This is a genomic window from Microcella sp. (assembly GCF_040286215.1).
Lineage (GTDB): Bacteria > Actinomycetota > Actinomycetes > Actinomycetales > Microbacteriaceae > Microcella.
Window position 1 is genome coordinate 1 of sequence record NZ_JAVKCK010000003.1, and the last position, 20,963, is coordinate 20,963.

Annotated in this window: 22 protein-coding genes; 19 read left to right on the plus strand and 3 right to left on the minus strand. The window is 70.9% G+C overall.

What is annotated here, in order from left to right; genetic code table 11:
• The 6 genes from RJQ01_RS00450 to dapF all read left to right on the plus strand — a co-directional run.
• On the plus strand, nt 1–685 hold a 685-nt coding region (locus tag RJQ01_RS00450), incomplete at its 5' end, for a regulatory protein RecX (protein ID WP_350474728.1).
• 168 nt (nt 686–853) lie between these two features.
• Nucleotides 854–1,603 (plus strand): hypothetical protein, encoded by a 750-nt coding sequence (locus RJQ01_RS00455; RefSeq protein ID WP_350474729.1) that lies wholly within the window; start codon nt 854–856, stop codon nt 1,601–1,603.
• Nucleotides 1,604–1,605: 2 nt separating this feature from the next.
• Nucleotides 1,606–3,099 (plus strand): RHS repeat-associated core domain-containing protein, encoded by a 1,494-nt coding sequence (locus tag RJQ01_RS00460; RefSeq protein ID WP_350474730.1) that lies wholly within the window; start codon nt 1,606–1,608, stop codon nt 3,097–3,099.
• A gap of 368 nt (nt 3,100–3,467) precedes the next feature.
• Nucleotides 3,468–4,964, plus strand: coding sequence for a tRNA (N6-isopentenyl adenosine(37)-C2)-methylthiotransferase MiaB (gene miaB, locus RJQ01_RS00465; protein WP_350474731.1), 1,497 nt, complete (start codon nt 3,468–3,470; stop codon nt 4,962–4,964).
• On the plus strand, nt 4,961–5,896 hold the full coding sequence (gene miaA, locus RJQ01_RS00470; RefSeq protein WP_350474732.1) for a tRNA (adenosine(37)-N6)-dimethylallyltransferase MiaA: 936 nt from the start codon (nt 4,961–4,963) through the stop codon (nt 5,894–5,896). Before miaB ends, miaA begins: the two co-directional genes overlap by 4 nt.
• Nucleotides 5,893–6,771 carry a diaminopimelate epimerase gene (gene dapF / locus RJQ01_RS00475; protein WP_350474733.1) on the plus strand — a complete coding sequence of 293 codons (879 nt, stop codon included), beginning with the start codon at nt 5,893–5,895 and terminating at the stop codon, nt 6,769–6,771. The genes miaA and dapF overlap by 4 nt, the downstream gene beginning before the upstream one ends.
• On the opposite strand, the gene RJQ01_RS00480 is transcribed toward dapF, so the two are convergent.
• The gene (locus tag RJQ01_RS00480; RefSeq protein WP_350474734.1) at nt 6,768–7,397 is read right to left on the minus strand and encodes a class I SAM-dependent methyltransferase; all 630 of its coding nucleotides are present in this window, start codon (nt 7,395–7,397) and stop codon (nt 6,768–6,770) included. The genes dapF and RJQ01_RS00480 overlap by 4 nt on opposite strands.
• A 43-nt stretch (nt 7,398–7,440) precedes the next feature.
• On the opposite strand from RJQ01_RS00480, the gene hflX reads away from it, so the two are divergent.
• Nucleotides 7,441–9,027: a GTPase HflX gene (gene hflX, locus RJQ01_RS00485; protein WP_350474735.1), complete on the plus strand. Its 1,587-nt coding sequence runs from the start codon at nt 7,441–7,443 to the stop codon at nt 9,025–9,027.
• Here the strand turns inward: hflX and lexA are convergent.
• A complete protein-coding gene (gene lexA, locus RJQ01_RS00490; RefSeq protein ID WP_350474736.1) occupies nt 9,024–9,734 on the minus strand; it encodes a transcriptional repressor LexA in 711 nt (236 codons plus the stop codon). The two genes, hflX and lexA, sit on opposite strands and share 4 nt — an antisense overlap.
• Nucleotides 9,735–10,041: 307 nt before the next feature.
• Between lexA and RJQ01_RS00495 the strand changes: the two genes are divergently transcribed.
• The 6 genes from RJQ01_RS00495 (at nt 10,042) to RJQ01_RS00520 (ending at nt 14,418) form a co-directional block, all read left to right on the plus strand.
• Nucleotides 10,042–10,395 (plus strand): LysM peptidoglycan-binding domain-containing protein, encoded by a 354-nt coding sequence (locus RJQ01_RS00495; RefSeq protein ID WP_350474737.1) that lies wholly within the window; start codon nt 10,042–10,044, stop codon nt 10,393–10,395.
• A gap of 61 nt (nt 10,396–10,456) precedes the next feature.
• The gene (locus RJQ01_RS00500; RefSeq protein WP_350474738.1) at nt 10,457–11,533 is read left to right on the plus strand and encodes a histidinol-phosphate transaminase; all 1,077 of its coding nucleotides are present in this window, start codon (nt 10,457–10,459) and stop codon (nt 11,531–11,533) included.
• A complete protein-coding gene (gene hisB / locus RJQ01_RS00505) occupies nt 11,530–12,150 on the plus strand; it encodes an imidazoleglycerol-phosphate dehydratase HisB (RefSeq protein WP_350474739.1) in 621 nt (206 codons plus the stop codon). The genes RJQ01_RS00500 and hisB overlap by 4 nt, the downstream gene beginning before the upstream one ends.
• Nucleotides 12,151–12,152: 2 nt before the next feature.
• Nucleotides 12,153–12,788 carry an imidazole glycerol phosphate synthase subunit HisH gene (hisH, locus tag RJQ01_RS00510; protein ID WP_350474740.1) on the plus strand — a complete coding sequence of 212 codons (636 nt, stop codon included), beginning with the start codon at nt 12,153–12,155 and terminating at the stop codon, nt 12,786–12,788.
• A gap of 102 nt (nt 12,789–12,890) precedes the next feature.
• The gene (priA, locus tag RJQ01_RS00515) at nt 12,891–13,640 is read left to right on the plus strand and encodes a bifunctional 1-(5-phosphoribosyl)-5-((5-phosphoribosylamino)methylideneamino)imidazole-4-carboxamide isomerase/phosphoribosylanthranilate isomerase PriA (protein ID WP_350474741.1); all 750 of its coding nucleotides are present in this window, start codon (nt 12,891–12,893) and stop codon (nt 13,638–13,640) included.
• Nucleotides 13,641–13,653: 13 nt separating this feature from the next.
• Nucleotides 13,654–14,418, plus strand: a complete 765-nt coding sequence (locus RJQ01_RS00520) for an SseB family protein (protein WP_350474742.1) — start codon at nt 13,654–13,656, stop codon at nt 14,416–14,418.
• Nucleotides 14,419–14,448: 30 nt separating this feature from the next.
• Here RJQ01_RS00520 and RJQ01_RS00525 read toward each other — a convergent pair whose 3' ends face one another.
• Nucleotides 14,449–14,811 (minus strand): DUF1844 domain-containing protein, encoded by a 363-nt coding sequence (locus tag RJQ01_RS00525; RefSeq protein WP_350474743.1) that lies wholly within the window; start codon nt 14,809–14,811, stop codon nt 14,449–14,451.
• 292 nt (nt 14,812–15,103) lie between these two features.
• On the opposite strand from RJQ01_RS00525, the gene infC reads away from it, so the two are divergent.
• The 6 genes from infC (at nt 15,104) to pheT (ending at nt 20,956) form a co-directional block, all read left to right on the plus strand.
• Nucleotides 15,104–15,745, plus strand: coding sequence for a translation initiation factor IF-3 (gene infC / locus RJQ01_RS00530; RefSeq protein WP_350474852.1), 642 nt, complete (start codon nt 15,104–15,106; stop codon nt 15,743–15,745).
• A gap of 42 nt (nt 15,746–15,787) precedes the next feature.
• Nucleotides 15,788–15,985, plus strand: coding sequence for a 50S ribosomal protein L35 (gene rpmI / locus RJQ01_RS00535; RefSeq protein ID WP_350474744.1), 198 nt, complete (start codon nt 15,788–15,790; stop codon nt 15,983–15,985).
• Between the two features lie 34 nt (nt 15,986–16,019).
• Nucleotides 16,020–16,409, plus strand: coding sequence for a 50S ribosomal protein L20 (gene rplT, locus RJQ01_RS00540; protein ID WP_152582746.1), 390 nt, complete (start codon nt 16,020–16,022; stop codon nt 16,407–16,409).
• 145 nt (nt 16,410–16,554) lie between these two features.
• The gene (locus RJQ01_RS00545) at nt 16,555–17,376 is read left to right on the plus strand and encodes a TrmH family RNA methyltransferase (protein ID WP_350474745.1); all 822 of its coding nucleotides are present in this window, start codon (nt 16,555–16,557) and stop codon (nt 17,374–17,376) included.
• 11 nt (nt 17,377–17,387) lie between these two features.
• Nucleotides 17,388–18,446 (plus strand): phenylalanine--tRNA ligase subunit alpha, encoded by a 1,059-nt coding sequence (pheS, locus tag RJQ01_RS00550; RefSeq protein WP_350474746.1) that lies wholly within the window; start codon nt 17,388–17,390, stop codon nt 18,444–18,446.
• Nucleotides 18,446–20,956 (plus strand): phenylalanine--tRNA ligase subunit beta, encoded by a 2,511-nt coding sequence (pheT, locus tag RJQ01_RS00555; RefSeq protein ID WP_350474747.1) that lies wholly within the window; start codon nt 18,446–18,448, stop codon nt 20,954–20,956. The genes pheS and pheT overlap by 1 nt, the downstream gene beginning before the upstream one ends.
• The last annotated feature ends 7 nt before the right edge of the window (nt 20,957–20,963 follow it).

A 20,963-nucleotide genomic window follows, 5' to 3' on the forward strand; every position in this document is an offset into this window, starting at 1 on the left:
CCGACGAGCCCGCTCTGCCGACGGCAGCGGGCGCCGGATGCGCCTCAGCGGCTCGGGCGGGGAGGACGCGCGCGCCCCCGTCACGAACCTGCCCGGCGCGCGCGAGGCGGAGAGCCTCGCGCGCGCGGAGGCTGAGGCGCAAGACCTCGCCGAGGGTGACGCAGATTCCGAGTATGCGGCGCAGGAGCGTCGGGCCGAGAACATCACGATGCACGCGCTCACCCGTCGCGGGCAGTCGCGCGCCGAGATCGGCGACCTCCTGTTGCGGCGCGAGATCGACGTGTGCGTGGCCGAGTCCGAGCTCGACCGGCTCGAACGTGTCGGCCTCATCGACGACCGCGCACTCGCGGCCGACCTCGTCGAGCGTCTCCGTACCCGCAAGAAGCTGGGGCCCTCGGCGCTGCGCCAAGAGCTCATGCGTCGCAAGATCGATCGCGACGCGATCGAGGAGGCGCTGAGTGAGGCCGAGGAGGAGGACGGCGACGACCTCGTCCTCGAGCTCGCACGTGATCGCGCTCGGCGCCTGGGCGGCCTCGACCGCACGACCGCCGAGCGCCGCCTCGTCGACTTCCTGGCCCGCAAGGGTCACGGCGGCAGCCCCGCGCGCGAGGCCGCGCGTCAGGCGCTCGACGAGCGCGACAGCGGCTACGGCGGCGACACTGCTCACCGCGTCCAGTTCCGCTAGGGGTTTCGCGGGTCGATCTACCGCCACGGCATTCAGCGATCAGCGCGGCGGTGGATTGACACCACGACCCAGTTGGCCTCAGGCTGAGCATGCATCACGTCGCGCGGTTCGTCGGGTGCTCGTCGCGCGCACAGCGCGATCAGGGTTTCCCGAGATGAGGTTCCTGTGATGTCTCTGCCGTCGATGCTGTTGCGTACTGGCGCCGTGCTTGCTGCTGCGTCGATCTGCCTGACAGGGTGCATCGCTCTGCCTGCTGCGGAGCCGGTATTTGACGAGCGGGCGCTCGAACTGCCCGAGGTCACTCCCAGGCTGAGTGCCGAGTTTGTCAGCGAGGCCACCGCGGGCGCGGGGCCCGTTCCGGCTGGCCAGGCCCTCGACGAGGAGCTCGACCTGCTGGGATCGGATATCGATCCCGAGGAGTGCGAGAACCTGCTCCTACTTCGGCCGATTCTCCTGACCGACGGTTCCAGTGACGATCCGGTGTCCGCAATCGACGTGTGGCGAAGCGACGTGGGGTCCACGCTCGAGGGCTATGGTCGGCTCTTCGACTCGCCGACGCAGGCGGCAGAGCTTCTGCGTGCTCGGGACGGTCTGGTCGAGGCCTGCGCAGCCGGCTACGTGGGTGAGGGCTTCCAAGCCACCAGCATTGAACGCATCGCGAGCGAGCGTGTTCAAGCCCCCGAATTTGCCGCTGAAGGTGCGGACGTGCGGATCGTGGCCTGGCGAGAGGTGGGGTTCTCCGGCACCGATGGCGACACGGAGGATTACACCTTCCTGGGCGTTGATCTCCGACGAGGCAACCTGGTGGTTCGAGGCAACTGTCTGCTGCTCTCCGTCGACACTGAGTTCGAGGAGAGCTGCCTCGAGTACTTTGGCTCGCTCGTGCGACGACTGGAGCTGCTCGAGCCAGGAGCCTAGACATGTCCTCCACGCGCGATGCGACCAACCGCATCGTGGCCTGCGCGACGGCCGGCATCACGGGTGCGGGGGCGAACGCGGGCCTGAACGGCAACCGCACCTCCTACACCGACAAGCACACCGTGTATGTGGAGGGTGTCCCGACGATGACGGAGACGTCGACGTCGTACTGCTACGACCAGGCTGACCGTCTGCTGGCCTCCACGGTCACCGGTGATGCGATCCCTGCGGCGAACCCGGTCGCCGACGGCCTCGCTCCGGCTGAGTTGGCGTATGACGCGCACGGCAACACGACGACTCTGGCCGATCAGTCGCTGGAGTTCGATCTGGCGAACCGTCACCTGTCGACCACGGTCACTGATGCTGGCGTGGCCACGAAGGTGTCCTACACCCGCGATGTGACCAACCGCATCGTGGCCCGCACGGTCACGGTCGATGGCATTGAGCAGTCGGCCACCCGGTACGCGCATGCGGCGGCTGCTGACGTGTCGGGCCTGGTTCTGGATGCTCAAGACCAGGTCTCCGAATACACCGTCTCCCTTCCCGGAGGTGCAGCAGTGCGCTTCGTGCTGGGGTCTGAGGCGCGTGAGCAGTGGTCGTGTCCGAACCTGCAGGGCTCGATCGTCCTGGAGGCCGACGGCGACGGAGTGCGCTCAGCTGCCGTGGTGCGGTTCGATCCGTTCGGGCAGCCCATCGACCCGCTCACCGGCCGAATCGGCACCACGGGTGCGGATGATGCGGTGATCGACAACGCCGACGGCGACGCGGACTACGCGTTCGTCGGTGCGCACCGGAAGCTCTACGAACACCAGGGGTCGGTCGCGATCGTCCAGATGGGCGCGCGCGTGTATGTGTCGGCGTTGGGCAGGTTCCTGAGCGTGGACCCGGTCGAGGGCGGCGTCGACAACAGCTACGTCTATCCGACGGATCCGATCAACAAGCTTGACCTCTCTGGGATGAAGGGTCAGGCGCTTCATGACGGCGGGGGTGGAAACTACTCCTGCGCTCACAAGCACGTTGGCTGCTATATCCAGGAGATAAACAATGCGAACAACCTCCTGAATAAGCCGAAGCCCGCCGCGCCAGCACAGCCGGGCGGTGGAGGCGGCGGCGGCGGTATCGGCGGCTCGCCCCAAGCGGCGCCGGGCAACTCCCCCGCGGGCGCCGATATCGGGCTCAAGGGTTGCTATGTGGCATGCGTGGAGGTGACTCGAGTGGGCAACGACAACGACCACCTAAACGCAATCGGGGTCTCCGCCGGGCCCGAGGTTGGCCTATACGCAAACGCCGGAGGGTCAGTGAACAAGACTTCCGGGCTCTCTGTAGGGCTACAGTGCACCGGCTCAGTTGGGCCTTTCGGTGGCTATGCCGGAGGCGGCATCGGGATCGTAGACCAAACTTGGAACTGGTCTCCGTCGCTTTACGCTGAGGGCGGGTGGGCCCCCGGAGGAGGTGCAGGATGTTCCGTGGGTTTGGCGTGGGCATGGACCGACTAGTGGCAAACTCATCAGCTGCGATTCCCGCAACCTGGGATCAGGCTCTGATCTACCTCGGCGTCTTGTTGCTAATCGCTGCTGCGATTGTCTGGGCGCGACGCCACGCGTTCGCCCCGCGAGCAAGAGACGATCTCAATCGAGTGGGAGCGAAGAAGGCGGCAGCGCGAATGGACGACGAGCTCGGTTACAAGTTGTCAGTGCGATTCGCACTCGCGTGGTGTGCTTTAGGAATCGTTTTGATTGCAGTAGGTGTGGTCCTACTACTCGTGAGACTTTGACATCGAAGGGTCTGCTGCACGACTAAGTGACATATAGTGCGCGGCTGCACGGCCGCTGTGCGAGGCGTAGCACGCACGTAAGCTGGCAGCATGTCCATCCCCGTCCTCGAGCGCACGCGCACCTACCAGGTGCGCACGTTCGGCTGCCAGATGAACGTGCACGACTCCGAGCGGCTGAGCGGCTCGCTGGAGGCCGCGGGCTACGTCCGGGCTGAGGAGGGCGATGCCGACGTCGTCGTTATCAACACGTGCGCCGTGCGCGAGAACGCCGACAACAAGCTCTACGGCAACCTCGGCATGCTCGCGAGCGTCAAGCGCGAGCGCGGCGGCGACATGCAGATCGCCGTCGGCGGCTGCCTCGCCCAGAAGGACAAAAACGTCATCCTCGAGAAGGCGCCCTACGTCGACGTCGTCTTCGGCACCCACAACATGGGGTCCCTTCCCGCCCTGCTCGAGCGCGCGCGGCACAACGGCGAGGCCCAGCTCGAGATCCTCGAATCCCTCGAGACCTTCCCCTCCACCCTGCCCACGCGCCGCGAGTCGACGCACAGCGGCTGGGTGAGCATCTCCGTCGGCTGCAACAACACGTGCACCTTCTGCATCGTCCCCGCTCTGCGCGGCAAGGAGAAGGATCGTCGGCCAGGCGACATCCTCGCCGAACTGCAGGCGCTCGTCGATGACGGCGCGATCGAGGTCACGCTTCTCGGCCAGAACGTCAACTCCTACGGGGTCGAGTTCGGCGACCGCCTCGCCTTCGGCAAGCTCCTGCGTGCCGCCGGCGAGATCGACGGCCTCGAGCGCGTGCGTTTCACGAGCCCCCACCCCGCCGCCTTCACCGACGACGTCATCGACGCCATGGCCGAGACAACGGCCGTCATGCCCCAGCTGCACATGCCCCTCCAGTCGGGCTCCGACCGCATCCTCAAAGCGATGCGGCGCTCGTACCGCAGCGAGCGCTTCCTGGGCATCCTCGAGAGGGTGCGCACGCGCATCCCGCACGCCGCGATCACGACCGACATCATCGTCGGCTTCCCCGGCGAGACCGAAGAGGACTTCGCCGAGACCCTGCGTGTCGTCGAGCAGTCCCGCTTCGCGAGCGCCTTCACCTTCCAGTACTCCATTCGTCCTGGCACACCCGCCGCCACGATGGACGACCAGGTGCACAAAGAGGTCGTGCAGGAGCGCTACGAGCGCCTCGTCGCCCTGCAGGAGCGCATCAGCCTCGAGGAGAACCAGAACCAGGTGGGCCGCGAGGTGCACGTTCTCGTCTCGAGCGCCGAAGGCCGCAAGGACGCCGAGAGCGAGCGCCTGACCGGGCGCGCCGAGGACGGCCGACTCGCGCACGTCGCCCTGCCCCACGAGGGCGAGCGCCCCCGCCCCGGCGACATCGTGACCGCGGTCATCACGCGCGCCGCGCCCTTCCACCTGCTCGCCGACGAGCCCGGCCCGCTGCGCATCCGCCGCACCCGCTCGGGCGACGCGTGGGACCGCGCCCAGGCCGAGTCGTGCGCGGTGCCCGCGCCCGGCGCACCGGCCGCGGGCGCACGGGTCTCCCTCGGGCTGCCGGGGCTGCGCGCGCGGTCGTGATCCTCGCCGTCGTCGGCGCCACGGGCACCGGCAAGAGCGACCTGGCCCTCGCGCTCGCGCGACGCTGGACCGACGCCGGCCGCCCGGTCGAGATCGTCAACGCCGACGCCATGCAGCTCTACCGCGGCATGAACATCGGCACCGCGAAACTGCCCCCGAGCGATCGCGAGGGCATCCCGCACCACCTCCTCGACGTCCTCGACGTCACCGAGGAGGCATCCGTCGCGCGCTATCAAGAGGATGCCCGGCGCACGATCGACGCGATCACCGAGCGCGGCGCCACACCGCTGCTCGTCGGCGGCTCGGGCCTCTACGTCGCCGCCGTGCTCACCGACTTCCAGTTTCCGGGCACCGACCCCGAGCGTCGCGCGCACTGGGAGGGCGTGCTCGCCGAGCGCGGGCTCGCCGCACTGCACGAGGAGCTGCAGCGGCGCGACCCCGCCGCCGCCGAGGCGATCGGGCCGCACAACGGGCGGCGGATCGTGCGCGCCCTCGAGGTCGGCGACCTCACCGGCGAGCCCTTCAGCGCCGGGCTCGCCGCGCGCGAGCGGCCCTGGCGCCCCTACCGGCAGGTGGGCCTGCGCCTCGAGCGCTCGGCGCTCGTGCCGCGCCTCGACGCCCGTGTCGAAGGAATGTGGCGTACCGGCCTGCTCGATGAGGTGCGCGGCCTTCTACCGCTCGGTCTTGAGCGCGGCGTGACGGCGAGCCGGGCCATCGGCTACGCGCAGGCGATTGGTCAGCTCGCCGGGCGGGTGAGTGAGGCGGAGGCGGTGAGCGAGACGCAGTCCCTCACGCGCCGCTACGCGCGCCGCCAGGTGAGCTGGTTTCGCCGCGACGGGACGGTCCACTGGGTCGACGCGGCCGCCGAGGATCGGCTCGAGCACGCTGCACGGATTCTCCTCCCCGACGGCGTCGATAGCATGGCCCGATGAGCTCCCTGCTGCGCTTCACGAAGGGCCACGGCACCGGCAACGACTTCGTGCTGTACTCCGATCCGGCCGGCGACCGACCGCTGACCGTCGCCGCGCGCGCGGCCCTCGCCGACCGGCACCGCGGCGTCGGCGGCGACGGCGTCATCCGCGCCGTGCGGTCGGCGAACCTGCCCGAGGGCGCCGCCGCCCTCGCGGAGGACCCGGACGCGGAGTGGTTCATGGACTACACGAACGCCGACGGCAGCGCCTCCGAGATGTGCGGCAACGGCATCCGCGTCTTCGTGCGCTACCTGCTCGAGAACGGCCTCGCGACGCTCGAGGACGGCCAGTCGCTGCCCGTCGGCACGCGCGCGGGAGTGCGCGACGTGCACCGCATCGCCGACGGCTTCGCCGTCGACCTCGGTCGCTGGTCGCTGCAGGGCGGCGAACCCACCGTGACCGCGCGCGCCCTGCCCGTGCCCCGCCCCGGCCTCGGCATCTCCGTCGGCAACCCGCACGTCGTCGTCGCGCTCGCGAGCGAGGCCGAGCTCGAGTCGGTCGACCTGAGCGAGGCGCCCGTGCTCGACCCCGTGCCCGAGGCCGGCGCGAACGTCGAGTTCGTCGTGCCCGCCGACCCGCTCGTGGTCGACGGCGTGGGGCGCATCCGCATGCGCGTGCACGAGCGCGGCAGCGGCGAGACCCTCTCCTGCGGCACGGGCGCCGTCGCGGCCGCCCTCGCGGTGCGGCATTGGGCGGGCGAGTCCGCTCCCACAGAATGGCGCGTCGAGGTACCCGGTGGCGTTCTCGGGGTGCGCATCTTCGCGGCGGAGGACGGCGAGCACGCGGCCCTCAGCGGGCCCGCCGAGCTCGTCTTCGACGGCACGCTGCTCGTCTAGAGGGCGTTCGCCTCGCCGGCGGTGCGCCGCACCCGCAGCACGCGATAGCCCTTGTCGGCAGTCGCTCGTGCGACGCTCGCCCATCCCGCGAACGACTCCTCGAGCCAGCGGTGCAGGGAATCCGAGCCGAGGTTGCGCGCGACGACGAGCCAGGCCGAGGCGTCGAGCTCGAGGCGCGGCAACCAGAGTTCGAGCATCCCGTGCAATTCATGCTTGCCGACGCGGATGGGCGGGTTCGACCAGATCGTCGAGAACCGCACGTCGTCGGGCACCTGCTCAGGCCGCACGGCCGTCACGTTCGAGAGCCCCAGCCGCGCGGCGTTGCGCCGGGTGAGGTCGAGCGAGCGCTCGTTGACGTCGACCGCCCACACGGTCGCGTCGGGGGAGCGCAGGGCGAGGCTCAGGGCGATCGGCCCCCAGCCGCAGCCGAGGTCGAGCACGTGGCCCGTCGTCGGCGGGGGAGGCGCCGAGGTCAGCAGCACGCGCGTGCCGGCGTCGAGCGCCCGCGGGCTGAAGACGCCGCCGGCCGTGACGACCTCGATCTCCCGATCGGCGAGCGTCACCGTGAGGGGAGAGAGCACGAGCTCTCCCTGCGGCTGATCGCTGAAGTAGTGATCGGCCGCCATGACACCAGAATCTACCGAAGTAACGCGAGTACAGTGAGCGACGATGACCGAGACACCCTCGCACGACCCTGCCGCCGAGGCGGGCGAGACATCCGCGCCGCGCGATGCGGGGGCGGATGCTGTGGCGCGCGTCCTGGCGAACGCCGACTCGCACGCCCGCTCGGTGACGCTGCACGGCGGCAGGGCTGCCGCACTGCAGGTCGACAACGACTACGCCCACGACCGCGACGGCGACCAGTTCGACCGCGAGGACCGTGCGGCCCTGCGTCGCGTCGGCGGTCTCTCGACCGAGCTCGACGACGTCACCGAGGTCGAGTACCGGCAGCTGCGGCTCGAGAACGTCATCCTCATCGGCATCTACGCGCAGGGCGCCCTCGATGAGGCGGAGAACTCGTTGCGCGAGCTCGCGGCCCTCGCCGAGACCGCCGGTGCCGTGGTGCTCGACGGCCTGCTGCAGCGCCGCCCGAACCCCGACCCGAGCACCTACCTGGGCAAGGGCAAGGCCGCCGAGCTCGGCCTCATCGTGGGGGAGCTCGGCGCCGACACGGTCATCGCCGACACCGAGCTCGCCCCCAGTCAGCGGCGCGCCCTGGAAGACGTCGTGAAGGTCAAGGTCATCGACCGCACGGCCGTCATCCTCGACATCTTCAGCCAGCACGCCAAGAGCCGCGAGGGCAAGGCGCAGGTCGAGCTCGCGCAGCTCGAATACCTGCTGCCGCGCCTGCGCGGCTGGGGCGAGTCGATGTCGCGCCAGGCCGGTGGCCAGGTCGGCGGCGCAGGGGCCGGCATGGGCAGCCGTGGTCCGGGTGAGACGAAGATCGAGCTCGACCGCCGCCGCATCCACACCCGCATGTCGAAGCTGCGCCGCCAGATCAAGGGCTTCGCGCCGGCTCGAGCGGCGAAGCGCGCCAACCGCGACCGCTTCGCGGTGCCAAGCGTCGCGATCGCCGGGTACACGAACGCCGGCAAGTCGAGCCTGCTCAACCGCCTCACGCGCGCGGGCGTGCTCGTCGAGAACGCCCTCTTCGCGACCCTCGACCCGACCGTGCGCAAGACGACGACCCCCGAGGGGCGCCCGTACACCCTCGCCGACACGGTCGGCTTCGTGCGCAACCTGCCGCACCAGCTCGTCGAAGCCTTCCGCTCGACACTCGAGGAGGTCGCCGACAGCGACGTCATCGTGCACGTCATCGACGGCGCCCACCCCGACCCCGCGGCGCAGCTCGCGACCGTGCGAGACGTCATCGGCGAGGTGGATGCGCGCCACCTCCCCGAGATCGTCGCCATCAACAAGAGCGACCTCCTCGACGATGATGCGCGCCTCCTGCTGCGCGGCCTCGTGCCTGGTGCGGTCTTCGTGTCGGCGAAGACGGGCGAGGGAGTCGACGAGCTGCGCGCGCGCATTGCCGAGACGCTGCCCGACCCGGAGGTCGAGGTCACCGTGGTGATCCCCTACGACCGCGGAGAGCTCGTCTCGCTCGTCCACGAGCGCGGCCGCGTGCTCGGCACGGACTACGAAGAGGCGGGAACGCGCGTTCACGCGCTCGTGAATGGCGCGATTGCGGCGCAGCTCGAACCCTTCGCGATCGAGACGGCGACGCCGGCCGCCCCGACTGCCGGAGTGCGCTAGACCTTCCGCATGACGCTGACGACCTTGCCGAGGATCGTCGCGTGGTCGCCGAGGATCGGCTCGAAGGCCGAGTTGCGCGGCAGCAGCCAGGTGTGGCCGTCGCGCTGCTTGAACACCTTGACGGTCGCCTCGTTGTCGAGCATCGCGGCGACGATCTCGCCGTTCTCGGCCGTGGCCTGCTGGCGCACAACGACCCAGTCGCCGTCGCAGATGGCCGCGTCGATCATCGAGTCGCCGACGACGGTGAGCATGAACAGCTCGCCCTTGCCGACGAGCTGGCGGGGGAGCGGCACGACCTCCTCCACCATCTGGTCGGCGGTGATCGGGATGCCCGCGGCGATGCGCCCGACGAGCGGCACCATGGCGGCGTCGCCGACGGAGGGGCTCGTCGACACTGGGGTGTCGATCGTGATGGTCGTATCGGGCTCGAGGTCGATGAGCACTTCGAGCGCGCGGGGCCGGTTGGGGTCGCGGCGCAGGTAGCCGCTCAGCTCGAGCTGCCCGAGCTGGTGGGCGACGCTCGAGAGCGAGGAGAGCCCGACGGCCTCGCCGATCTCGCGCATGCTCGGCGGGTAGCCCCGGCTCGCGACGGAGGACTGGATGAACCCGAGGATGGCGCGCTGCTTGTCGCTCAGCGTCGTGCGGCGGCGCGTGCCGGGTGCCGCGGCGCTCGGTGCCGTGCTGATGTCGACGGTCTCGTCGGCCATGGGGTTCTCCCTCGTGTCGTGTCGAGTGCCAGCCGTCAGTGCCGGTGTGACCAATGTCGGTGGTCTGCCGTTGACTGCACTCGAACCCTCGAAACTCTATCCACGAAAGGGTGGCAACTCAAACATCTGTTCGAGTGTGTCGCATGATTCGTGAGAGAAAAGGGCCGGGGGCTTGAAAGTGTGTTCGATCGAAGGTATGTTCGGAACACAGGTTCGCACCCTCATCTCCCGGCCGAGATCGGGTGCCTGCCCCGGCAGCTCCCCCGCTGCCGGGGCACCTGGTTCCCCCGACAGAAGGAGGCCCGTGATGAGCAGCATCACCTACAGCACCGGGTTCGCGCTCCCCGCCGCGCCCCGCACGCGACTGCGCCTCACCCGTCGCGGGCGCGCGGTCATCACTGCTCTCGTGTCGCTTCCCCTCGTCATCGCGCTCATCATGCTCGCGCTCAACGGCGGGGGAGCGACCGCCACCTCCGGTGCCGAGGCGCCCACGACCGTCACCGTCCAGGCCGGTCAGTCGCTGTGGTCCCTCGCCGGCACGCTCGCCCCCGAGGCGAACCCCGCCGATGTAGTGGCCGACATGCTCGCGGTCAACAGCCTCGACAGCGCGAGTGTCCAGCCCGGCCAGGTGCTCATCGTTCCCGAGCGTTACGCGGGCTGAGTCTCTCCGCGTGGGCCTACGCCCGCGCGGTCGTCGGCCCACGCGCCTCTACGATGGGCGAGTGACGAGCCTCGACGACCTCCCCATCCGTGACGATCTGCGCGGGCAGCACCCTTACGGGGCCCCGCAGAAGCCGGTGCGCATCGCGCTCAACGTCAACGAGAACACCCACCCCATTCCCGAGGTCGTCGTCGCCCACGTGACCGCCGCGGTCGAGCATGCCCTGCGCTCCGTCAACCGGTACCCCGACCGAGAGTTCACCGCCCTGCGCGAGCACCTCGCCGCCTACCTCGGTGAAGGCATCGCGCCCGAGCAGGTGTGGGCCGCCAACGGCTCCAACGAGGTCATCCAGCAGCTGCTGCAGGCCTTCGGCGGCCCGGGGCGCAGCGTTCTGGGCTTTCCGCCCACCTACTCGATGCACTCCATCATCGCCTCGAGCACGGGCACCGAGTGGGTGACCGCCGAGCGCGACGCCGAGTTCCGGCTGAGCCCCGCCACCGCCGTCGCGGCGGTCGAGCGTCTCGACCCCGACCTGGTGTTCCTGTGCACGCCCAACAACCCCACCGGCACGCCCATCGGCCTCGACACGATCGAGGCGGTCTGCGCGGTCGCGCGCGGCATCGTCATCGTCGACGAGGCCTACGCCGAGTTCCTGCCCGAAGGCGAGCCGAGCGCGCTCAGCCTGCTGCCCGGCCGCTCGCGCCTCGTCGTCTCACGCACCATGAGCAAGGCCTTCGCCTTCGCCGGCGCGCGCCTCGGCTACCTCGCGGCCGATCCCGCCGTCGTGGATGCCCTGCGCCTCGTCCGGCTGCCGTACCACCTCTCCGCCCTCACCCAGGCGGCCGCCGTCGCCGCCCTGCAGCACGCCCCGCTCATGCTCGAGACGGTCGACGCGATCCGCGCCCAGCGCGACCGCCTCGTCGTCGAGCTCGCCGCACTCGGCTACACGCCCCACGAGAGCGGGGCCAACTTCGTGCTGTTCGGGGGAGTGGACGACCCGCAGGCGACCTTCCAGTACCTGCTCGAGAACGACATCCTCATTCGCGATATCGGGCTTCCCGGGCACCTGCGGGTGACGGCGGGCACGCCCGACGAGACGACCGAGTTCCTCGAGGTGCTCGGTAGGATGAACCGGTGAGCACCCCCGAGAGCACCTCTCCCCGCGTCGCCGAGCTGCGTCGCGAGACGAGCGAGTCGAGCATCGAGCTGCGCGTCGACCTCGACGGCACCGGCCGCTCGTCCATCTCGACGACCGTGCCGTTCTTCGACCACATGCTCACCGCCTTCGCCAAGCACTCGCTCATCGATCTCGACGTGACCGCCCACGGCGATACCGACATCGACGTGCACCACACGGTGGAAGACACCGGCATCGTGCTCGGCACGGCGATCGGTCAGGCTCTCCGCGACAAGGTCGGCATCGCGCGCTTCGGCGACGCTCTGGTGCCGCTCGACGAGGCGCTCGCCCAGGCGGTCGTCGACGTGAGCGGCCGCCCCTACCTCGTGCACGCCGGCGAGCCGGCCGGCTTCGAGCACCACCTCATCGGCGGCCACTTCACCGGCTCGATGGTGCGCCACGTCTTCGAGGCGATCACGATGCACGCGGGCCTCACGGTGCACCTCACGGTGCTCGCCGGCCGCGACCCGCACCACATCGCCGAGGCCGAGTTCAAGGCCTTCGCGCGGGCTCTGCGCCAGGCGGTGCAGTTCGATGACCGCGTGAGCGGCGTGCCCTCCACCAAGGGAGCGCTCTAGTCGTGACCTCCCCTCTCGTGGTCGTGCTCGACTACGGCTCGGGCAACGTGCACTCGGCGGTCAAGGCCGTCGAGGCGGCGGGAGCGCGCGTCGAGCTCACGGCCGACCGAGCGCGCGTCATGGCCGCCGACGGCCTTCTGGTTCCCGGCGTGGGCGCCTTCCGCGCGGTCATGGATGCTCTGCGCGCGGTGCGCGGCGACGAGCTCGTCGACCGCCGCCTCGCGGGGGGCCGCGCGGTCCTGGGCATCTGCGTCGGCCAGCAGATCATGTTCGAGCGCGGCGAAGAGCACGGCGACGTGTGCGAGGGCCTCGGCGAATGGCCGGGTGCCGTGACGGCCCTGCAGGCCCCGACCGTGCCCCACATGGGCTGGAACACCGTCGACGCGCCCGCAGACTCGACGCTCTTCGACGGCCTGCACGACGAGCGCTTCTACTTCGTGCACTCCTACGCGGCCCACGACTGGAGCCTCGAGGTGACGAACCCGAAGATCCGTGCACCGCGCGTCACGTGGAGCGAGCACGGTGAGCGCTTCGTCGCCGCGGTGGAGAACGGCCCGCTCACCTCCACGCAGTTCCACCCCGAGAAGTCGGGCAGCGCGGGCCTCGCACTGCTCGGCAACTGGTTGCGCACGCTGTAGCCCGCACCGGTGTCCTCCCGGGCACGTCGTGCGGAGTACGATGTGGTGTTTGTGTCTGCGCCTTCGGGCGCCCCGTGAGCCGATTCGACCCGAGAGTGATCCATGAGCGAGTTCTCCACCGTCCCCGCCCTGACGCTGCTGCCCGCGGTGGACGTCGCCGGAGGCAAGGCGGTGCGGCTCACGCAGGGTGAGGCCGGCACCGAGACGAACTACGGTGACCCGGTCGACGCCGCCCACGAGTGGGCCGACCAGGGTGCCGAGTGGATCCACCTCGTCGACCTCGATGCGGCCTTCGGGCGCGGCAACAACCGCGCCATCATCAAGAAGGTCGTCAAGACGACCCCGAAGCGCGTCAACATCGAGCTCTCCGGCGGCATCCGCGACGATGCGAGCCTCGAGGCGGCGCTCGCGACGGGCGCGAAGCGCATCAACCTCGGCACCGCGGCTCTCGAGAACCCCGAGTGGGCGGCGCACGTCATCGCCGAGTACGGCGAGGCGATCGCGGTCGGCCTCGACGTGCGCGGCACGACGCTCGCGGCGCGCGGCTGGACGGAGGAGGGCGGCGACCTGTGGGCGGTGCTCGAGCGCCTCGAGCTCGCCGGCTGCGCCCGCTACGTCGTCACCGACGTGACCAAGGACGGCACCCTCAAGGGCCCGAACCTCGAGCTGCTGCGCTCCGTCATGGAGCACACCCACCGGCCCGTCATCGCCTCGGGCGGCGTCTCGAGCCTCGACGACATCGCGGCGCTGCGCGAGCTCGTGCCGCTCGGCCTCGAGGGCACTATCGTGGGCAAGGCGCTGTACGCGGGCGCCTTCACCCTTCCCGAGGCGCTCGACGTCGCCGGTCGCTAGCGCCGGGCATCCCGTGTCGCCCGCGCAGCACGATTCGGCCGGCCAGCCCTGGGCGGGGCGGCACTTCGAGCCGAACCCGAGCGCGCAGGACGACGGCAGCGCACCGACTGAGTTCCTCGCGATCGTCGCCGCGCTGCGCGACGGCCGCGCCAGCCTGCGCGAGGTCGTCGACGTCGTGCGCGCGTGCCGGTTCCTCATCCCGCTCGTCGCCGTCGCGGGGGAGACGGGGGTCGCCGAGAGCGGCGCTCTCGTGGACAAGTCCCAAGAGCTCTCCATCATCACGGTGAGCGGCCCCGACGGCCGGGCGATCCTGCCCGTGTTCTCCTCGGTCGCCGCGATGGCCCACTGGCGAGAGGATGCCCGGCCGGTGCCGGCCGACGCGGTGCGCGTCGCCCTCGCCGCCGCCTCCGAGAGCACCGACCGCATCGTCATCGACGCCCGCGGCGAGACCGAGCTGGTGCTGCCGCGCCCCGCCGTGTGGGCGATCGCCCAGCAGGTGCCGTGGGTGCCCGCCGTCGAGGACGACGCGGTGCTCGAGGCGATCGCCCGCCCGGCGGAGGCGCACCCGGAGGTGTGGGCGGCGAGCCTCATCGCCGGCGACCCCCTCGGCCGAGGTGCCGACCCCGAGGTCATCGTGCGTCTCGCGATCGAGCCGGGGCTCGCCCCCGAGCGGCTGCGCGACATCGTCGGGGCGCTCAGCGCGGCTTGGGCGGCGGATGCGACCGTCGCCTTGTCGCTCGACTCGCTCTCGGTGCAGCCGATCGCCGCACCCCGCTGATGAGTCGTCGCCCGCTGAGGCGACCGTGCTCTAGCTGACGGCTCCCGTGTACTTCTCGCCCGGCCCCTGCCCGGGGGCGTCGGGGAACGGCGAGGCCTCGCGGAAGGCGAGCTGCACCGAGCGCAGGCCGTCGCGCAGCACGCGAGCGTGGTGGTCCCCGAGCTCGGGGGCGGCGGCCGTGATGAGCCCCGCGAGGGCGGTGATGAGCTTGCGGGCCTCGGCGAGATCGCGCTCCGCCTCCCCGTTCTCGGAGAGACCGCACTTGACGGCGGCGGCGCTCAGCAGGTGCACGCTCACGGTGTTGATGATCTCGACGGCGGGCACGTCGGCGATGTCGCGCGACGGGTCGGCAGCCAGGGTGGGGTCGCCGGGCAGGGGTGATGAGTCGCTCATGGAACCTCTCGAAACGACCCCGCGCAGCCGGACGGTGACGAACTGGGCGGGGTGCTGGTAGTCTGATGCGGGCTCCGGGGCCTGAACCCCGGTACGAAAGTGGAGAATCTCCCACCCGCGCTTGACCGCTTCACTAGGTTACCGGGTTGCATCACCCCGCTCGACGGCAGCAGCAAGGCCGCTCGAGGGCCGCGGGTGGTAGTGGCTGTGCGCCACGGAAGCTCTCCTCTCTCGGAACGGCCGGGCTCGATGCCCGTCGTTCGCCCCCCACTGTCACGAAGAGGAGAATCGCATCAGCGAACCGAGAACGAATGACCGCATCCGCGTCCCCGAGGTCCGCCTCGTCGGGCCGGGAGGCGAGCAGGTCGGCGTCGTCAAGATGGAGGTGGCCTTGCGCTTGGCGCAGGAGGCCGACCTCGACCTCGTCGAGGTCGCGCCCAACTCCAAGCCGCCCGTCGTCAAGATCATGGACTACGGCAAGTACAAGTACGAAGCCGCCCAGAAGGCGAAGGAAGCGCGTCGCAACCAGGCGAACACCATCCTCAAGGAGGTGCGCTTCCGCCTGAAGATCGACTCGCACGACTACGAGACGAAGCGCAAGCGCGCGGAAGGCTTCCTCAAGGCCGGCGACAAGGTCAAGGCGATGATTCTGTTCCGCGGCCGCGAGCAGTCCCGCCCCGAGCAGGGCGTGCGCCTGCTGCAGCGCTTCGCCGAGGATGTCGCCGAGTACGGCGTCGTGGAGAACACGCCCACGATCGACGGTCGCAACATGGTCATGATCATCGGACCACTCAAGAACAAGTCAGACGCGAAGGCCGAGGCCAACGCCACGCGCGCGGCCCGCAAGGCCGAGGCGACGGCCGCCAAGGCCCCGGCCAAGGCCGCGGCGCAGCAGAAGTCCGCCGCCGACTCCACGACCACCACCGAAGACTGAGCGCAGCAGAGCGCTGCGCGACACGGAAGAAGAGGAAACACCATGCCCAAGCAGAAGACGCACTCCGGTGCCAAGAAGCGCTTCAAGCTGACCGGCTCCGGCAAGGTCATGAAGCAGGGCGCCGGCATGCGCCACAACCTGGAGAAGAAGTCGAGCGAGGTGACGCGTCGCCTCAACCGCGAGGTCGTCCTCGCCCCGGCCGACGCCAAGGTCATCAAGAAGCTCATCGGCAAGAAGTAACGCCGAGTACACGACGAACTGAAGGACACCGAACATGGCAAGAGTGAAGCGGGCCGTCAACGCCCACAAGAAGCGTCGCGTCATCCTCGAGCGCGCCGAGGGCTACCGCGGTCAGCGGTCGCGCCTGTACCGCAAGGCGAAGGAGCAGGTCACCCACTCCCTCGTCTACGCATACCGCGACCGTCGCGCCAAGAAGGGCGAGTTCCGCCGCCTCTGGATCCAGCGCATCAACGCCGCTGCCCGCCAGAACGGCATGACCTACAACCGCCTCATCCAGGGCCTCGGCCTGGCCGGGGTCGAGGTCGACCGCCGCATGCTCGCCGAGCTCGCGGTCAACGAGCCCACCGCGTTCGCCTCGCTCGTCGAGACCGCGCGCCAGGCTCTGCCTGCCGACACCTCGGCGCCGAAGAGCCCCGCGGCCTGAGCGTCAGGAACGTGTGCCCCGCGGCCTGAGTCAGGCCCGCACGCAGCACCGCACCGACGGCGCGCCCCCGCACGGGGGCGCGCCGTAGTCGTGTGCACGGCCTGCTTCACCGGCCGTTCACTCGCGCGTGGCTAGCATGGCGCTCATGATCGACAACCCGCGCTCTCCGCGCGTGCGCGCCGCGGCCAAGCTGGCCAAGAGGAACCAGCGCGCCGAGACCGGGCTGTTCCTGCTCGAGGGCCCGCAGGCGGTCGCCGAAGCGCTGCGCTTTCGGCCCGAGCTCGTGCGCGAGCTGTTCATGACGACCGCGGCGATCGACCGGCACACCGCGCTCGCGCGCGCGGCCGCCGCCGCCGGCGTGACCGTTGACCCGGTCAGCGAGGCCGTGCTGGGCGCGGTCGCCGACACGGTCACCCCGCAAGGGGTCGTCGCCGTCTGCCGGCAGTTCCCCCTCGCGCTCGACGAGCTGCTCGAGCGCGAGCTGCGTCTCGTGGCCGTGCTCGACGAAGTGCGCGACCCGGGCAACGCGGGAACGATCATCCGCGTCGCCGATGCCGCCGGCGCCGACGCCGTCATCCTCACCGGCACGAGCGTCGACGTCTTCAACCCGAAGGCCGTGCGCGCCACCACGGGGTCGCTCTTCCACCTCCCCGTCGTCGTGGGCGTGCCGCTCGAGACGACCCTCGGGCGGCTGCGCGAGCGGGGCGTGCGCGTGCTCGCCGCCGACGTCTCCGGCGACGACCTGCTCGCCGCGCGCTCCGACGGCGACCTCAGCGGCCCCACGGCGTGGCTGTTCGGCAACGAGGCGCGCGGTCTCACCCCCGAGCAGCTCGACCTCGCCGACCGGGCGGTGATCGTGCCCATCTACGGGCACGCCGAATCACTCAACCTCGCGACCGCGGCCGCCGTCTGCCTGTACGAGAGCGCCTTCGCCCTGCGCGCGGAGGCCGCTGCCTCGGCTGACTAGACTGGTGCATCGTGCCTGACAGCTCTGCGCACCCCCCCTCCGACGCCAACACCGCCCCCGCGGTCGACGCCGCCGTCGAGGCGGCGCTCGCCGCCGTAGCCGCCGCCGCCGACACCGCCGCGCTCAAGTCGGCCAAATCGGCTCACGCGGGGGAAGCCTCGCCGCTCGCGCAGCTCAATGCGCGGCTGCGCGAGGTGCCCGCCGAGCAGAAGGCCGAGCTCGGCAAGCTCGTCGGGCAGGCGCGCGGACGCGTCGCGCAGGCGATCAGCGCGCGGGAGGGCGAGCTCGCCGTCGCGGAGGAGCAGGCACGACTGACGGCCGAGACCCTCGACGTCACGGCCGTTCCGGCGCTGCGGGCGCTCGGCGCCCGCCATCCCCTCACCGCGCTCATGGAGCAGATGAGCGACATCTTCATCGGCATGGGCTGGGAGGTCGCGGAGGGCCCGGAGCTCGAGAACGAGTGGTTCAACTTCGACGCCCTCAACTTCGACCCCGACCACCCGGCGCGCGCGATGCAAGACACCTTCTTCATCGACCCCGTCGAGCGCCACCTCGTGCTGCGCACCCACACGAGCCCCGTGCAGGTGCGCTCGCTGCTGGACCGCGGCGTGCCGCTGTACGTCGTCGCCCCCGGCCGGGTGTTCCGCACCGACGAGCTCGACGCGACCCACACGCCCGTCTTCCACCAGATGGAGGGCATCGCCATCGACAAGGGCCTGACCATGGCCCACCTGCGCGGCACGCTCGAGCACCTCGCCCGCGCGCTGTTCGGCGAGGGTGCGCGCATCCGCCTGCGCCCCAGCTACTTCCCCTTCACCGAGCCGAGCGCCGAGCTCGACGTCTGGCACCCGACCTTCAAAGACGGCGCGCGCTGGATCGAGTGGGGCGGGTGCGGCATGGTCAACCCCAACGTGCTGCGCGCCGCCGGCGTCGACCCCGACCAGTACCAGGGCTTCGCCTTCGGCATGGGCATCGAGCGCACGCTCATGTTCCGCAACGACGTGAAAGACATGCGCGACATGGTCGAAGGCGATACCCGCTTCTCGCAGCAGTTCGGGATGGTGGTCTGATGCGCGCCCCGCTCAGCTGGCTGCGCGAGTTCGTCGAGGTTCCCGCGTCCGGCGACCCGCTCGAGGATGCCGCGCACGTGCACGCCGCCCTCGTCCGCGTCGGGCTCGAGGAGGAGGACGTGCACGGCGTGCCGCTCACCGGCCCGATCGTCGTCGGCGAGGTGCTCGAGTACGTCGACGAGCCGCAGTCGAACGGCAAGACCATCCGCTGGTGCCAGGTGCGCACCGGCACCCTCGCCGACGGGGAGCCGGACGTGCACGGCATCGTGTGCGGCGCCCCCAACTTCCACGTCGGCGACAAGGTCGTCGTCTCGCTGCCCGGCTCGGTGCTGCCCGGCCCGTTCCCGATCTCGGCGCGCAAGACCTACGGCCACGTCTCCGACGGCATGATCGCCTCGGCCCGCGAGCTGGGCCTCGGGGAGGAGCACGACGGCATTCTGCGGCTCGCCGAGCTCGGCCTCGACCCGGAGGTCGGCACCGACGCGATCGCCCTGCTCGGGCTCGACGATGTGGCCGTGGAGGTCAACGTCACACCCGATCGGGGCTACACGCTCTCGCTGCGGGGCATCGCCCGCGAGTACGCCAACTCCACCGGCGCAGCCTTCCGCGACCCGGCCTCGAGCCTCGAGATCGGCGTCGGCGAGGGCTTCCCCGTCACGATCGACGACCGGGCGCCCGTACGCGGTCGCCGTGGCTGCGACGTGTTCGTCACCCGCGTCGTGCGCGGTATCGACCCGACGCGGCCGAGCCCCCCGTGGATGGTCGCGCGGCTGACGCTCGCCGGCATCCGCTCGATCTCGCTCACGGTCGACATCACCAACTACGTCATGCTCGAGCTCGGCCAGCCGATCCACGCCTACGACCTCGCGCGACTGCAGGGCGGCATCGTGGTGCGGCGCGCCGCGGCCGGCGAGACCCTCACGACGCTCGACGACCAGTCGCGCGCACTCGACCCCGAAGACCTGCTCATCACCGACGACTCCGGACCGATCGGCATCGCGGGCGTCATGGGCGGTGCGAGCACCGAGGTGAGCGACGGCACGACCGACGTGCTCATCGAGGCGGCGAACTTCGAGCCCGTCACGATCGCGCGCTCCGCGCGGCGCCACAAGCTGCCCAGCGAAGCCTCCAAGCGCTTCGCCCGCGGCGTCGACCCGCTCGTGGCCGAAGCGGCAGCGCAGCGCGTCGTCGACCTGCTCGTGCAGCTCGCCGGGGGCACGGCCGTCGACCTCGGCTCTGCGTGGGTCGAGTCGACCCGACCCGCCACGATCGACCTCGCCGAGGGCTACGTCGACAACCTCGTCGGCGTGGACTTCTCGCTCGACGAGATCACCGACTCCCTCGTCGCCGTCGGATGCTCCGTCTCGCCGGGCGACGACGGCTGGCGCGTGACCCCGCCGAGCTGGCGCCCCGACCTCGTCGACGCCCCCTCGCTCGCGGAGGAGGTCGCCCGCATCGTCGGCTACGACCGCATTCCCGCTCGACTGCCGGTCGCGCCCCCCGGGCGCGGTCTCACGCGCGGCCAGCGCGCGCGCCGCGCGATCGCCGACGCGCTCGCCGCCGCCGGGCTCACCGAGGTGCTCGCGTACCCCTTCGTGAGCGCTGCCGACAACGCCCTCATGGTGGGCGACGACCACGCGCAGGTGCGGCTCGCCAACGCGCTCGACGCGGAGGCGGCGCGCCTGCGGGTGAGCCTGCTGCCCGGCCTCGCCGCGATCGCGCACCGCAACGTCTCCCGCGGACTCACCGACCTCGCGCTCTTCGAGATCGGCACGGTGTTCCTGCCCGCCACGGGCCGAGAGTACGGCGTCACCGATGTGCCCCTCGGCACGCAGCGGCCCGAACCGGGCACCCTCGAGCAGCTCGAGTCGAGCATCCCGCACCAGCCCTGGCACGTCAGCGCGCTCGTGCTGGGGGGCCGCCGGCCCCGCGGAGTCGGCCAAGCCGCCGAGACCGCCGGGCTCGCCGACGCGCTCGACGCCGCCCATCGCATCGCCGCCGTACTCGGGGTGCGTCTCGCCGTCGAGACCGGCAACCATGCCGCGCTGCACCCCGGCCGCACGGCTGCGCTCCTCGTCGACGGCGAGCAGGTCGGCGTCGCCGGCGAGCTGCTGCCCGCTGTCGCGATCGAGCGCGACCTGCCGCGGCAGGTGGCCGTGCTCGAGCTCGACCTCGACCGCCTGCTCTCGCTGAGCACCGGCCACGTGGCCGCCGGAGTCATCGCCGGCTACCCCGCCGCGACGCAGGATCTCTCGGTCGTCGTGCCGATCGACACGCCCGCGGGAGCCGTGCGCGCCGCGATCATCGAGGGTGCCGGCGCGCTGCTGGAGGAGGCCGCGCTCGTCGACGACTACCGCGGTGACGGGCTCGAGGCGGGCACCAAGTCGATCACCTTCGCCCTGCGCTTCCGCGCGACCGACCGCACCCTCACGGCGGCCGAGGCGACCGACGCGAAGACCGCGGGCCTCGCCGTCGCGACCGAGCGATTCGGCGCGCAGCTGCGAGCCTGACCGCCGC

Bases quoted from the DNA above. Each gene is read 5' to 3' on its own strand.
- RJQ01_RS00545 (WP_350474745.1), top strand. From the start codon at position 16,555: ATGATCGACAACCCGCGCTCTCCGCGCGTGCGCGCCGCGGCCAAGCTG.
- RJQ01_RS00460 (WP_350474730.1), top strand. From the start codon at position 1,606: ATGTCCTCCACGCGCGATGCGACCAACCGCATCGTGGCCTGCGCGACG.
- pheT (WP_350474747.1), top strand. From the start codon at position 18,446: ATGCGCGCCCCGCTCAGCTGGCTGCGCGAGTTCGTCGAGGTTCCCGCG.
- RJQ01_RS00495 (WP_350474737.1), top strand. From the start codon at position 10,042: ATGAGCAGCATCACCTACAGCACCGGGTTCGCGCTCCCCGCCGCGCCC.
- RJQ01_RS00455 (WP_350474729.1), top strand. From the start codon at position 854: ATGTCTCTGCCGTCGATGCTGTTGCGTACTGGCGCCGTGCTTGCTGCT.
- RJQ01_RS00525 (WP_350474743.1), bottom strand. From the start codon at position 14,811: ATGAGCGACTCATCACCCCTGCCCGGCGACCCCACCCTGGCTGCCGAC.
- hflX (WP_350474735.1), top strand. From the start codon at position 7,441: ATGACCGAGACACCCTCGCACGACCCTGCCGCCGAGGCGGGCGAGACA.
- lexA (WP_350474736.1), bottom strand. From the start codon at position 9,734: ATGGCCGACGAGACCGTCGACATCAGCACGGCACCGAGCGCCGCGGCA.
- priA (WP_350474741.1), top strand. From the start codon at position 12,891: ATGAGCGAGTTCTCCACCGTCCCCGCCCTGACGCTGCTGCCCGCGGTG.
- miaB (WP_350474731.1), top strand. From the start codon at position 3,468: ATGTCCATCCCCGTCCTCGAGCGCACGCGCACCTACCAGGTGCGCACG.
- rplT (WP_152582746.1), top strand. From the start codon at position 16,020: ATGGCAAGAGTGAAGCGGGCCGTCAACGCCCACAAGAAGCGTCGCGTC.
- RJQ01_RS00480 (WP_350474734.1), bottom strand. From the start codon at position 7,397: ATGGCGGCCGATCACTACTTCAGCGATCAGCCGCAGGGAGAGCTCGTG.
- rpmI (WP_350474744.1), top strand. From the start codon at position 15,788: ATGCCCAAGCAGAAGACGCACTCCGGTGCCAAGAAGCGCTTCAAGCTG.
- dapF (WP_350474733.1), top strand. From the start codon at position 5,893: ATGAGCTCCCTGCTGCGCTTCACGAAGGGCCACGGCACCGGCAACGAC.